This is a genomic window from Verrucosispora sp. NA02020 (genome assembly GCF_013364215.1).
Classification (GTDB): Bacteria; Actinomycetota; Actinomycetes; order Mycobacteriales; family Micromonosporaceae; genus Micromonospora.
On sequence record NZ_CP054923.1, the window covers coordinates 5533953 to 5546889 of the forward strand.

The window sequence follows — 12937 nt, forward strand, 5'->3', positions numbered from 1 at the left end:
ACACCATGAGGCTGTCCCCCTGCTCAGCGTGTCCACTTGATCGGCTGCCTGAATCTAGCCGTTCGGTACGCGTCGGACCGCCCGGAGGAGTGTCCACAAGCCAACAGCCCGGTACCCGACAGTCCACCGGGCAGCGATACTCGGACCTGCGCCCCCGGGCGTCGGGGGCTCGCCAGTGGAGGGTGTCATCGCCGCACAGTGTGATCGCTGTGGACGCACCGCCGCCGACGGCGACCGCTTCTGCGGTGGCTGCGGTGCGGAGCTCGGCGCCGTCTGCCCGCACTGCCTGAACCCGCTCGCCGCCGACGTGGCCTTCTGCACCTCCTGCGGCACGCCCCGGGCCGGCAGCGACCGCCCCGCCCCGCTCCCCCAGGAGGACCGCCGCCGGGTCAGCGTCCTCTTCGTCGACCTGATCGATTTCACGCCGTACGTCGAGCGGGCCGACCCGGAGCTGGTCCGGGGCATGCAGACCGGGTTCTTCTCCGCCGCCCGCCGGGTGGTCGGGCAGTACGGCGGGGTGGTGGAGAAGTACATCGGCGACGCGGTGATGGCCCTGTTCGGCGCACCGGTGGCCACCGAGACCGACGCGTTGCGCTGCGTCCGCGCCGGTCTGGAGCTGCAACGGGTGCTGACCCGGTTCACCCCCACCGGCACCGACGGCCTGCGCTTCCGGGTCGGGGTGGCGACCGGTGAGGCGCTCGTCGACGTGGCGGCGGCCCGCGACGGCGGGCAGGCGATCGTCGCCGGCGACGTGGTGAACACCGCCTCCCGCCTGCAGTCGGTCGCCCCGCCCGGCGGGGTGCTGGTGGACGGGACCACGCACGCGCTCACCCGGGACACCATCCGCTACGACGAGCAGCCCCCGGTCACGCTGCGCGGCCGGTCCGCACCGACCGAGGTCTGGCTGGCCCTGTCCGCGGTACGCCAGCAGGCCACCGACCGGGAGCCGGACACCACGCCGCTGATCGACCGCGAGCACGAGCTGGGCATGCTCGTCAACGCGCTGCACCGCAGCCTGCGCGACCGCCGCCCGCAGGTGGTCACCGTCTTCGGCCGGGCCGGCATCGGCAAGAGCCGGCTGGTACGCGAGCTGCACCGGCACACCGGCCGGCTGGTGGACGAGCCGCTGACCTGGCGGATCGGCCGCTGCCCGCCGTTCGGGGAGAACGTCACGTTCGCCGCGCTGGCCGACGTCGTCAAGGCCGAGGCGGGCATCCTGGACACCGATCCGGCCACCAGCGCCGCGCAGCGGCTCGCCGGGGCGGTCGCCGAGCTGGTCGGTCCCGGCGAGCGCGACCGGGTCGCCGACGCGCTGCGTCCGCTGGTCGGGCTGGCCGGTACGCCGCTGCCGGCCGAGGAGGCCGAGTCGGCCTGGCGGCGTTTCCTGCTGGCACTGGCCGCCCGCCGACCGACCGTGCTGGTCTTCGAGGACCTGCACTGGGCCGACGACGCCATGCTGCGCTTCGTGGAACTGCTCGGCGCGGCCGCCCGGGACGTGCCGCTGCTGCTGCTCTGCACCGCCCGTCCCGAGCTGGTCGACCGCGATCCGAGCTGGGCGGGGACGATCACCGGCTCGGTGACCATCACCCTGCCGCCGCTGCGGGACACCGGCATCGCCGCGTTGTACGCGCACATGTTCGGCCAGGCCGCCTTCTCGGCCGACCTGTTGACCCCGCTGATCGAGGTGGCCGGCGGCAACCCGCTCTACGCGCACGAGTACGTCCGGATGCTGATCGAGCAGGGCGCGTTGCGGCAGTCGGGGCGCGGCTGGTCGCTGGAGAAGCACCTGGACCTGCCGATGCCGGAGAGCGTGCACGCGGTCATCGCCAACCGGGTCGACCTGCTCGACCCGAAGGACCGGGCGGTGCTGCTGGCCGCGGCGGTGGTGGGCGTGCAGTTCTGGCCCGGCGCGGTGGCCGCCGCCGTCGGGCAGCCGGTGGAGGCGGTCGAGCGCGCGTTGCGCCGGCTGGAGCAGCGGGACTTCGTGCACGAGCAGGCCGCGTCCACGATGGCCGGCCAGCCGGAGTACCGCTTCCGGCACGTGCTGGTCCGCGACGTGTGCTACCAGCGGCTGCCGCGGACCGAGCGGGTGGCCCGGCACGACCGGACGGCCGACTGGCTGGACACCCTGTCGCAGAGCCGGGACACCGACCTGGCCGAGGTGCTGGCCCACCACCGCTGGGCGGCGCACGAGATCGCCCGATCCCTGGACCTGGAAACCCGCCGCTACGCCGGTCCGGCCCGGGCCGCGCTGCACCGGGCCGCCCGCCGGGCGTACGCGCTGCACGGGTTGGACGCCGCCGCCAGCCACGCGGCCCGCGCGCTCGGTCTCGCCGACGACTCCGATCCGGTCGGCCGGCTGCAACTGGAACTGCTCAGCACCGAGATCTCGTTCTACCGCGACGGCAACGCGTTCCTCTCCGGCGGCGGGCCGGAGCAGGTGCAGACACTCGCCGACCGGCTGCTGGCCTGCGGCGACGAGGCGTGCGCGGCACGGGCCTGGACGCTGCTCGGTCAGGCGGCCTGGCTGCGGGCCGACCGGCAGGCCGCCCTGGTCTGCCTGGACCGGGCGGTGCGGCTGTTCGAGCCGCTGCCGGACAGCGCCCAGAAGGCCGACGCCTTCGCCGAGTTGGGCCGGCTGCACATGCTCAACTACGAACGCGATCCGGCGGTGGCGGCGGCGGCCACGGCCGCCGAGATCGGCGAGCGGCTCGGGCTGGCCGAGATCCGTACCAACGCGCGGATCACTGCGGCCACCGCCCGGTACCAGGCCGGTGACCGGGCCGGACTGGACGACCTGCACGCCCTCGCCGAGTTCAGCCGCGCCGGGCAGCTCCTGGCACTGCCCCGGGCCACCCAGAACCTCGCGTACGCGGTGCGTGAGGAGGGCGACTGGCTGCGCTCGGACGCGCTGCTCTCGGCGGCACCGGCGCGCACCGCCAGCGGACAGACGCTGACCACCAGCTACTCGGGTGAGGCGATGCGGGCCTGGTTCGAGGGGGACTTCCCGCGCCTGCTCGCCGCCGCCGAGGCGTTCGTCGACACCCCCACGGGCAGTTGGGACATGCAGGTACGCGGGCTGCGGTCGTGCCTGCTGGTGCTGCGGGGCCAGCCGGTGCCGCCGGCCGCCGGGGCGACCCGGCCGCCCGGTGACGCCACCGAGGCCCCCGGCGACGACGTGGCCGCCGCGCTGGACACCGCCCGACGCAGCGGCTTCCATCGCCTGCACTGGACCATGGTGGCGATGGGCGCGCTGTGCCGGGCGTTGCAGGAGCGCACCGACGAGGCCGCCGCGCTCGTCGACGAGTTGGCCGAGGCGTGGACGAGCGTTCCCGCGCTGGCCAGCGGGGAGTGGATCGCCGCCGCCGGCTGGGCGGCCACCCTGGCCGGACGCAAGCCGGCGGCCCGGGTCCGGGCCATGCTCGACCAGGTGGGACACCGTACGCCCTGGTCGGAGGCGACGCTGCGGACCGTGAGCGGCGCGCTGGCCGGTGCCGACGGCGACCACCGGCGCGCCGCCGAGCTGCACCTGGCGGCCGCCGAGATCTACGCCGGGATCCCCGACGTGACCGACCGGATGTTGGCGCTGACCTTCGCGGTGCGGGAGTTCACGGCGGCGGACGACCCGGCGGCGAGCAGCGGACCGCTGACCGAGGTACGCGCGTTCGCGCACCGCAACGGCGCGCCCGGCCTGCTCCGGCTGGCCCATCCACCGGAGACGGGCGCCCGGACGTTGGCCTCCTGACCGACGCCAGGCGGCTCAGGCGGCCAGCGGGGCCGCCGGTGCCGGGGTGGGCGCGGGCTTGAGCTTCTGCGCGTACACGTCGACGTACTCGCGGCCGGAGAGCTCCATCAGCTCGTACATGATCTCGTCGGTGACGGCGCGCTCGACGAACCGGTCACCGGACATGCCGGCGTACCGGGAGAAGTCCAGCGGCGGGCCGAAGCGGATGCGGACCCGCGCGAGCTTCGGGACGAGCGTGCCCGGTGGCTGGATCTCGTCCAGGTTGAGCATCACCACCGGCACCACCGGCGCGCCGCTCTCCAGCGCCAGCCGGGCCACGCCGGTCTTGCCCCGGTAGAGCCGCCCGTCGGGTGACCGGGTGCCCTCCGGGTAGATGCCCGCGATGCCGCCGGCGCGCAGCACGGTGAGCTGGGTGTCCAGCGCGGCGCGGGCGGCCTGGCCGCCGGAGCGGTCCACCGGGATGGTGCCGGTGCCGACGAAGAACATCTTGGTCAGCCAGCCCTTGAGTCCCTTGCCGGTGAAGTACTCGGCCTTGGCCACGAAGGTGACCTTCCGCGGCACGATCAGCGGCGTGAAGATCGAGTCGGAGAAGGAGAGGTGGTTGCTGGCCAGGATCACCGGGCCGGTCGCCGGTACGTGGTGCAGGCCCTCCACCTGCGGCCGGAAGATCACTCTCAGCAGCGGGCCGAGGAACACGTACTTCAAGAGCCAGTACAGCACCGGCGTCCTTTCGGCGAGGCGGTCGTCGCGACGGCACGGCCGGGCCGGGCGGTCGTGGCAGGAAGCCTACGAAGCTCCACCGCCCGCCACAACGTCCGGCGGGCGACCCGCCCGCCGCCGGAGCGTGGTCGGCGCCCGTGTCCCCTGGCACGCTCCGAGCAAGAACGGACATAGAGGCACGGCCGCGACCAGCGGCACGGACACCGACTTCGTACCCCACGCCACAAGGCACTCCCCGAACCGACCCCGGACGTGTCACGATTCAGAGCACGGCGTGCGGGGGTGCGTCGAGGGGCTGGACGCGGGGCGCGCCGGCGGCGCGATGAGGAGGATGGTCCGGTGTCAGCGGGTGGGGCCCGCCGGGGACGGCGGGACAACGGGCTCGACGCCAGCGAGTACGCCATCGCCGGCGATGTCGACCCGCGCGTCGGTGAGCACCTGCTCGACGTGCTGGCCGCCGGCGGCATCGCCGCGTATCTGCAACCCTCGGCCGATCTGAACCCGGTCACCCGCACCACCACGGTCCCGGCCCGGCCGGTCGACCGGCTCTACGTGGACCGTTCGCATCTGAGCACCGCTCGGGACTACCTCAGTCAGCTCGCCGACGAGACCGGCACGGCCCGCGCCGAGGAACCGGACATCGACGCCGAGTGGGAACGGATCGTCGCCGGTTTCCACAACTCGCCGGGCAGCGGGGACCACCCGTGGCCCGCCGCCGAGAACGTGGACGACCAGCCCGACGGGGGCAGCAGCACGATCACCACCCCCCGGCCGACGCCCGAGGAGCCGGCCGGACCGACCGCCACCGACGTCCGCCGGCTGCCGTACGCCGCCGACGTCTCCGGCGTCTCGGTGGGCCGTGGCCCGCGCGACGGCGACGGTCCGTCGCTGCTGGAGGGCCTGGACACGTTCGGTGCCGACCTGCCGGACCACCCCGACGACGACGAACGCTACGTCCCGCCGCCGCCTCCGCCCCTGCCCCGGGTGTCGAAGTACGCCGTGGCGGGCGTCCTCGCCGTGATGCTCGGCTTCGTGTTGTTCCTCTTCCCGGACCTGCTCCCCGCCGACCCGAGCATCGTGACGCTGCTCGGCTTCACCGGCATCCTGGCCGGATTCGTCACGCTGGTGTGGCGGCTGCGCCCCGGCGACGCCGAGGACCGGGGGCCGGACGACGGCGCGGTCGTCTGAGCCGACCGGCAACTCCCACCGACCGCGTACGGTAGCCGCCCGGATACCGGGACGCGCACGCCCACACCAGGGGGCGTAACAGTGGTGTAACTTACTGTCAGTAGGAATACCGCAGTACGTCACGTCACCCGCCGACTGCCCGGTTGTTCCTGTTCTCGTGGGCGGTCACTCCCCTGCTGATCGGAATGCCCGAGATGCGACAGAGTTCTCTCGTGGTGGTGGCCAACCGCCTCCCCATCGACGACAACGTGGCGCTCGACGGCGCCTGTGAGTGGCGCCGCAGCCCAGGCGGGCTGGTGAGTGCGCTACACCCACTGTTACGACACACCCCGGCGACATGGGTCGGTTGGGCGGGCGGGACAGGCCCCGCACCCAGCCTGCCGGACGTCGACGGGGTGCGGATGCACGCCGTACCGCTGACCGGCGAGGACCTGCGCGACCACTACGAGGGGTTCGCCAACGCGACCCTCTGGCCGATCTATCACGACGCGGTCGAGCAGCCGGAACACCACCGACGGTGGTGGGACGCGTACCAGCGGGTCAACCAGCGGTTCGCGGAGGCCACCGCCGAGGTCGCCGAGACCGGCGCGGTGGTCTGGGTGCAGGACTACCACCTGCAACTGGTGCCGGGGCTGCTCCGCACGCTCCGACCCGACCTGCGCATCGGCTTCTTCCTGCACGTGCCGTTCCCGCCGCCGGAGCTGTTCATGCAGCTCCCCCGCCGCGCCGAACTGCTCCAGGGCATGCTCGGCGCCGACCTGGTCGGTTTCCAACGGGCCCAGGCCGCGCACAACTTCGCCCAACTGGTCTCGAAGGTGCTGGGCCTGCCGGCCACCGACCGGCGGATCGCGGTCGAGGACCGGGTGGTCCGCATCGGGGCGTTCCCGGTCAGCATCGACACCGCCGAGATGGCCGCGCTGGCCGGTCGGCCGGCGGTGGCGGACCGGGCCCGGCGACTGCGGCACGACCTCGGCAGCCCGGACCAGGTCATCCTCAGCGTCGACCGGATGGACTACACCAAGGGCATCGAACAGCGGCTCAAGGCGTACAGCGAGCTGCTGGCCGGTGGCCACGTCAAGGTCCGCGACACCGTGCTGGTGCAGGTCGCCGTGCCCAGCCGGGAGCGGGTCGGTCAGTACCAGATCCTCCGCGACCGGGTGGAACGCGAGGTCGGACGGATCAACGGCGAGTTCGGCCGGGTCGGCGAGCCCGCGATCCACTACCTGACCCAGCCGTTCGACCGGGCCGAACTGGCCGCGCTCTACCGGGTCGCCGACGTGATGGCGGTGACCCCGCTGCGGGACGGCATGAACCTGGTCGCCAAGGAGTACCTCGCCGCCCGGGTGGACGACGCGGGCGCGCTGCTGCTCAGCGAGTTCGCCGGAGCAGCCGCCGAGCTGCCGCAGGCGTACCTGGTCAACCCGCACGACCTGGAAGGGCTCAAGCAGGGCCTGCTCGCGGCGCTGCGGGCCGACCCGGCGGACGTCCGGGCCCGGATGCGGGCCATGCGCGAGCACCTGCACGAACACGACATCCGGGCCTGGGCCCGGTCCTATCTCTCCACCCTGGACCAGAGCGGCGAGCTGGTCACCCACCTCACCAGCGGCTGAGGCGGGTGACTCCGGCCCGGTCCCCGCGGACCGGGCCGGGAGCTCGCGCGTTCAGGGACGGTCGTCGCGGGCCGGGCCCTTGTCCAGCCAGTCCAGGATCGCGTCGATCGGCTCCTGCCACCGCGCGTCGAGCATCAGGTCGTGCCCCATGCCGGGGAAGAGCAGCGGTGCCGAGTCGTACCGGCGGGCCGCCCCGGTCAGCGCCGACGGCGGCACCACCCGGTCGTCCGGACTGCCCAGCACCAGCACCGGCGGGCGGCCCACCGGCGGCTCCGGCTCGGCTCCGGTCAGCAGCCGCCACTGCGCCCGCCGGGCCGCCCGCCCCAACCGACCGGTGTAGCGCCGCGCGTCGGCGTCGGGCAGCTCGTCGCTGAACAACTGGCGGCGGTGCAGACGCAGCCCACCGCCGAAGACCGCCGGCAGCGTGCCGAGCGGGTTGCGCCGCAGCGCGGCGCCGAACGTCGCCCACCCGCCGAGCACCGGTGCCACCAGCACCGCCGCCCGGGCCGGATACCGGGCCAGGGCGTGCGCGACCACCAGTGCCCCGGCACCGTGCCCCACCAGCACCGCCTGGCGTGGCAGGCCCGCCGCCACCTGCACCACGTCGTGGGCGTACGCGCGCAGCGTCGCGTCCGGCGCCGGACCGCTGTCGCCGTGCCCGCGCAGGCTCACCGCGTACGCCGGGAACCCCCGCGCGGCGGCGTGCCCGAGCCAGTGTTCGGCGTACACCCAGGCACCGTGCCCGAAGCCGGGCACGAACAACAGGGGTGGCCGCCCCTCCTCCAACTCGGGCGTGGCGCCGAGCACCTCACGGCGCACCGGACGCACCGGCCGCGCCCACTCCCAGCTCCGCATCACCCGCACCCGGTCGCTCACGCCGCCGCCTCGCTTCGCTCCCCGACAGCGCGAGACACACCCGCCCTGAACCCAATGGCTCGCTCGCCACGCTCGCTCACGCCGCCGCCTCGCTTCGCTCCCCGACAGCGCGAGACACACCCGCCCTGAACCCAATGGCTCGCTCGCTACGCTCGCTCACGCCGCCGCCTCGCTTCGCTCGCTCACTTGGCCTCCAGGTCGCGCAACGCGCGTTCCAGCACCCGCAGGTAGTCGGCGTGGCCGACCTCGAACCAGTGCCGGGTCGAGTCCTTGACCTGACCCGAGTAACGCTCACCGGCACCGGCCCGGACCCGTGCGGCGAACGCCGTCGCCCGGTCCGGCCGGGTGGTCCGCAGTCGCAGCAGCCGGGCGAAGAGCACGGCCTGCCAGTGCGACAGGGCGAACACGCCGGAGTCCGGTTGGACCAGGCCGGTCACCGCGAGGGTGGGGTGCTCCGGCACGAACGCGTTGAGCCACAACCGGGGACGACCCACGCCCTCGTCGTCGCCGAGGAGCTTTCCGTCCAGGAACTCGAAGCGCGGCAGGTAACCGGTGGCGAAGACGACCACCTCCGGGTCGATCTGCCGACCGTCGGTCAGCTCCACCGAATGCGAGTGGAACCGGGTCACGTCCGGCACCGGCGCGATCGCACCGTGGCCGACGTAGTAGACGAGTTGGCTGTTGGCGATCGGGTGCGTCTCGTACACCCGGTGGTCGGGCCGGGGCAGGCCGAAACGGGTCAGGTCACCGACGGTCAGCCGCAACGTGCGGTGGTAGAGCCACTGGCGTACCCGCAGCGGCACCCGCAACGCCAGCAACGTGTCGTTGACCTGGTCGGCGGGGCGGCCGAAGACGTACTTCGGGGCATACCAGTAGCCCCGGCGGGTGGAGTGCCAGCAGCGTGCGGCCTGTTGGGCGGCCTCCACCGCGATGTCGCACCCGGTGTTGCCGGCGCCCACCACCAGCACCCGCTTGCCGCGCAACTGGGCCGGGTCCTTGTAGGACGACGCGTGCATCACCTCGCCCCGGAACTGTTCCAACCCCTCGTAGCGGGGCAGCTTCGGCGACCAGTTGTGTCCGTTGGCGATCACCACGGCGGCGTACCGGGAGGTGCGCTCCGGGCCGTACCCGCCGGTGCTGCGGGTGGTGACGTCCCAGCGGTCGTCGCCGACCGGTTCGACCCGCACCACCTCCGTGCCGAACCAGATGTGCCGGCGCAGGTCGAAGTGGTCGGCGTACCGCTCGAAGTAGGACAGCACCCGGCTGTGGTGCGGGTAGTCGGGCCAGTCGTCGGGCATCGGGAAGTCGGGGAACTGGGTGAACGGCCGCGACGAGATCAGGTGCGTGCTGGCGTACACCGGGCTGCGGTCGTGCCGCCAGTTCCAGGCACCGCCGATGCCCGTCTCACGCTCGTAGCAGTCGACGCCGAAGCCGTGCTCGGCGAGGTTCTTGACGGCGGTCAGGCCGCTGGCGCCGGCGCCGATGACGCAGACGGTGTCGCCCCGGTCGGAGACCGGACTGCCGTCACGGCTGCGGGCGAGGGGGGTCGTCTCCGGTTCGGACCGACCGTGGTGCTCGGTGGGGGTGGGCACCGGGGTCTCCTTCGTCTCCGCACGGGTGCCGGGTCGCGCGAAATCCTCTCCACTCCGGAGCGGGATGTCCAGCCCGCCGGAGCGCCGCCGGTCAGTCGGCGGCGGGTATCAGCAGGTCGACCAGGATCGGAAAATGATCGCTGGCACGGCGGGTCAGCGGGGTGTCCAGCACGTCGTAGTCGACCACGGTGATCCGGGGGTCGACGAAGAGGGCGTCGATGCGCCGCCGGGGGTTCGCGCAGGAGTAGGTGAGCCGGTCGGTGCGGTCCGCGGCCACCGCCGTGTCGGTCAGCCCCTCCGCGACGGTCCGCCACGCCGGTTCGCCCGGCTCCTCGTTGAGGTCGGCGGCGGCGATCACCGGGTACGGCGCGGCGGCCAGGTCCCGCCGGAACAGCTCCGCCTGGCCGGGCCGCTCGGTCGGGTCGGTGGACAGGTGCGAGCCGGCCACGGTGAACCGGGCGGACCGGCCCACCACGCAGTCGGCGAACGCGGCGCCGCGCAGGTGCCGCCCGGGGGTGAGCGGGAACCGCCGGCACCGGGCGTCGGTCACCCGTACCCGCAGGTCGGTGAGGACCAGGTTGCCCAGGGCGGGCAACCCACCGGCGGCGACCACCAGGCCGAACGACTCGGCCAACGCGGCCGACTTCTCCCGCCACCGGAAGCGACGCGGGCCCTCCTGGACCACCACCACGTCCGGCGCCGTCGTGCGGACCACCTCGGCCAGCGCGGCGGTGTCGTCGCGCTGGCCGTGCACGTTGTACGACACGACGCGCACCGGCACTCCGGGAGCACCCATGTCAGATCCGTCGGGCGAGGTCGGCCGCGCCGATGACGCCGGCCGAGTTGCCCAGCTCGGCGGGGCGGATGTCGGCCACCGGCAACCGGCTGCGCTGCGCCAACGCATCGGTGAACGAGCGTCGGGTCGGGCCCATCAGCAGGTCACCGGCGTCGATGACGCCGCCGCCGACGACCAGGACCTGCGGGTCGAGGATCTGCGCCATGTCCGCCAGGCTGGTGCCGAGCCAGCGCCCGACCTGGGCGAACGCCTCGGCCGACACCGGGTCACCGCCCTTGGCCGCGGCGGTCACCATCGGACCGGTGATCGCCTCGGCCTCGCCGTCGGCCAGTTCCAGCAGCGCGGTGGCGCGGTGCGGTTCCTGCCGGGCGGCGGCGCGGGCGAAGCGGACCAGGGCGCTGCCGCTGGCGTACTGCTCGATGCAGCCCAGCCGTCCGCAGCCGCACTGGTGGCCGTCGGGCACGGTGAGCATGTGACCGAGTTCGGCGGCGATGCCGTTGGCGCCCCGGACCAGCTCACCGCCGAGCACGATGCCGCCGCCGACACCGGTGCCGATGGTGAACATGACCATCGAGTCCTCGGCCTGCCGGGCGGCGCCGTAACGGAACTCGGCCCAGGCGGCCACGTTCCCGTCGTTCTCCACGATCACCGGCAGCCCGACGGCCGCGCTGACGTACGCGCGCAGCGGCTCGTCGCGCCAGGCCAGGTTGGGGGCGAACAGGACGGTCGAGCGGCCGGCGTCGATCCAGCCCGCCGCGCCGATGCCGACCGCCTGGATCTCGTGTCCGGAGGCGAGCTCGGTGACCAGTTCGATGATGACGTCCCGCGTCTTACCGACGTCGTCGGCGGGGGTGTCCCGTCGGGTCTGCACGAGAACCCTGCCGGTGTCGTCGACGACACCGCCGGCCACCTTCGTGCCACCGACGTCGACTCCGATGGTCAGCGTCACCGCTGCCACTCCCCTCTGCTGTGCCACCCCGCGCACCTGCCCTCGCCGGTGGTACGGGTCCTCCCTGGTCAGGCCCCGTCGCCTGGCTCGCCCTGCGGCCCGTTGCCCGGAACGGCCTCCGCCTCCGGTGCGGGCTCGCCACCCGGTGCGGGCGTACCGTCGGGCACCCGCGAGGCGGGCACCACCGGGCGGTCGCCCGGCGTGCGGCGTGCGGTCGGCCCGACCGGCCCGGCGGCGTCGACGGGCGTGGCGACCGGTGCGGCGCCGTCCTCCGCCCGTGTGGCGGCGGACCAGACGTCCCGCTCCGGTGCCGGCTGAGAATCATGCCCGGTACGGGTCGCCTCGCGCCACACGTGATCACTGTCCGGGCTGCGCCCGGCGGTCGTGGACGGGCCTGCGGTGGGCGCCGGGGGGTCGGACGGGGACCCGGCGGGGTCGGGGTCGGGACGGGACGGAGCGAAGGGCGGTGCGGTGGGGTCGGAGCGCGGGTCGGCCGGGGTGAAGGCCCGCAGGAAGCTGGCCAGACCGGCGGCGAGGTCGCCGGCACCGGTGGCAAGCCGTTCGGCGAACTCCGGACTCGGGTCACGCAACGCGCTGATACCTCGACAGACCGGACAGACGCAGCATTCCGCAGCACCGGTGGCGAAACCGGCACCGGCGGTTTCGGTGCGCCCACCCCGGTCACCGGGGGCGTCCTTGTGACCGAGGACACTGGTCACCATCCCACCGAGCGGGCCGAACGGCCCGGCGCCGGGGTTCGCGGCGGCCAGCCGTACGCCGGCCAGCAGAGTGGCGACCAGCCGCTCCGCCTCTTCCCGGGCCGTACCCGGATCTGTCGCACCCATGCTGGGCTCCTCTACCGTGGCGACCGGGTCGCCGGACGCGTCACTGCGCCGAACCGAGTGTTTCTACCCGGCGCTTGAGCTGCTTCAACGCAGCATCCATGATCATCTTCTCGGCTTTGCGGCGGAACATCCCGAGCATTCCGACCGCGAGTTCCACCTCGAGCGTGTACGTCACGGTGGTGCCCCCGTCGGCGTCGACCACCAGGTCGTACGAGCCGCGCTGGGACCTCTGCATCTTCGAGGGCGCCACCAGGTGCCACTCGATGTGGGACAGGTCCTCGGAGTAGCCGTACTCGAGCACGTACTCGTCGGCCATCACCCCGGCGTCGAGGACGAACCGGACCTGGCTGGCATAGCCGTCCTCGTACTCCTCGACGACCTCGGCCTGCCGCACCGCCTCGGCCCACTCGGGATAGCTCGGAAAGTCACAGATCACCGCCACCACCCGGTCCGGTGGCGCGCCGATGGTGATCGACTGGGTGGAGGAGTCCGCCATGGGGGGAGGCTACCCGTCCCGTGCAGGGCCCGCGCCGCGCCGCCCCACCTGCGATGTGCTCCTACGCCGGTCAGACGGTAGGTTTCACTCCAGCCGCCAGGCGGCAGACCCGGCCAGCGA

At 73.6% G+C, this 12937-nt stretch carries 10 protein-coding genes; 3 read left to right on the plus strand and 7 right to left on the minus strand.

What is annotated here, in order from left to right:
* Positions 1-175: 175 nt before the first annotated feature.
* Positions 176-3745 carry an adenylate/guanylate cyclase domain-containing protein gene (locus HUT12_RS24580; RefSeq protein WP_176094904.1) on the plus strand — a complete coding sequence of 1190 codons (3570 nt, stop codon included), beginning with the start codon at positions 176-178 and terminating at the stop codon, positions 3743-3745.
* A gap of 15 nt (positions 3746-3760) precedes the next feature.
* On the opposite strand, the gene HUT12_RS24585 is transcribed toward HUT12_RS24580, so the two are convergent.
* Positions 3761-4465 carry a 1-acyl-sn-glycerol-3-phosphate acyltransferase gene (locus HUT12_RS24585; RefSeq protein WP_131054829.1) on the minus strand — a complete coding sequence of 235 codons (705 nt, stop codon included), beginning with the start codon at positions 4463-4465 and terminating at the stop codon, positions 3761-3763.
* 339 nt (positions 4466-4804) lie between these two features.
* Between HUT12_RS24585 and HUT12_RS24590 the strand changes: the two genes are divergently transcribed.
* Complete coding sequence (locus HUT12_RS24590; protein ID WP_131054830.1) at positions 4805-5653, plus strand: DUF308 domain-containing protein; 849 nt, start codon at positions 4805-4807, stop codon at positions 5651-5653.
* Between the two features lie 194 nt (positions 5654-5847).
* The gene (locus HUT12_RS24595) at positions 5848-7263 is read left to right on the plus strand and encodes a trehalose-6-phosphate synthase (RefSeq protein WP_131054834.1); all 1416 of its coding nucleotides are present in this window, start codon (positions 5848-5850) and stop codon (positions 7261-7263) included.
* 51 nt (positions 7264-7314) lie between these two features.
* On the opposite strand, the gene HUT12_RS24600 is transcribed toward HUT12_RS24595, so the two are convergent.
* The 6 genes from HUT12_RS24600 to HUT12_RS24625 all read right to left on the minus strand — a co-directional run bounded on the left by HUT12_RS24600 (position 7315) and on the right by HUT12_RS24625 (position 12817).
* The gene (locus tag HUT12_RS24600) at positions 7315-8139 is read right to left on the minus strand and encodes an alpha/beta hydrolase (RefSeq protein WP_131054831.1); all 825 of its coding nucleotides are present in this window, start codon (positions 8137-8139) and stop codon (positions 7315-7317) included.
* Positions 8140-8321: 182 nt separating this feature from the next.
* Positions 8322-9731 (minus strand): NAD(P)/FAD-dependent oxidoreductase, encoded by a 1410-nt coding sequence (locus tag HUT12_RS24605; protein WP_176094905.1) that lies wholly within the window; start codon positions 9729-9731, stop codon positions 8322-8324.
* A gap of 91 nt (positions 9732-9822) precedes the next feature.
* The gene (locus HUT12_RS24610) at positions 9823-10527 is read right to left on the minus strand and encodes an endonuclease/exonuclease/phosphatase family protein (RefSeq protein WP_176094906.1); all 705 of its coding nucleotides are present in this window, start codon (positions 10525-10527) and stop codon (positions 9823-9825) included.
* A 1-nt stretch (position 10528) separates the two neighbouring features.
* Complete coding sequence (locus tag HUT12_RS24615; protein WP_176095951.1) at positions 10529-11485, minus strand: ROK family glucokinase; 957 nt, start codon at positions 11483-11485, stop codon at positions 10529-10531.
* Positions 11486-11544: 59 nt separating this feature from the next.
* Positions 11545-12321, minus strand: a complete 777-nt coding sequence (locus HUT12_RS24620) for a hypothetical protein (RefSeq protein WP_254876947.1) — start codon at positions 12319-12321, stop codon at positions 11545-11547.
* A 40-nt stretch (positions 12322-12361) separates the two neighbouring features.
* Entirely contained in the window at positions 12362-12817 is a 456-nt protein-coding gene (locus tag HUT12_RS24625; RefSeq protein WP_131054279.1) for an SRPBCC family protein, read from the minus strand.
* Positions 12818-12937: the final 120 nt, after the last annotated feature.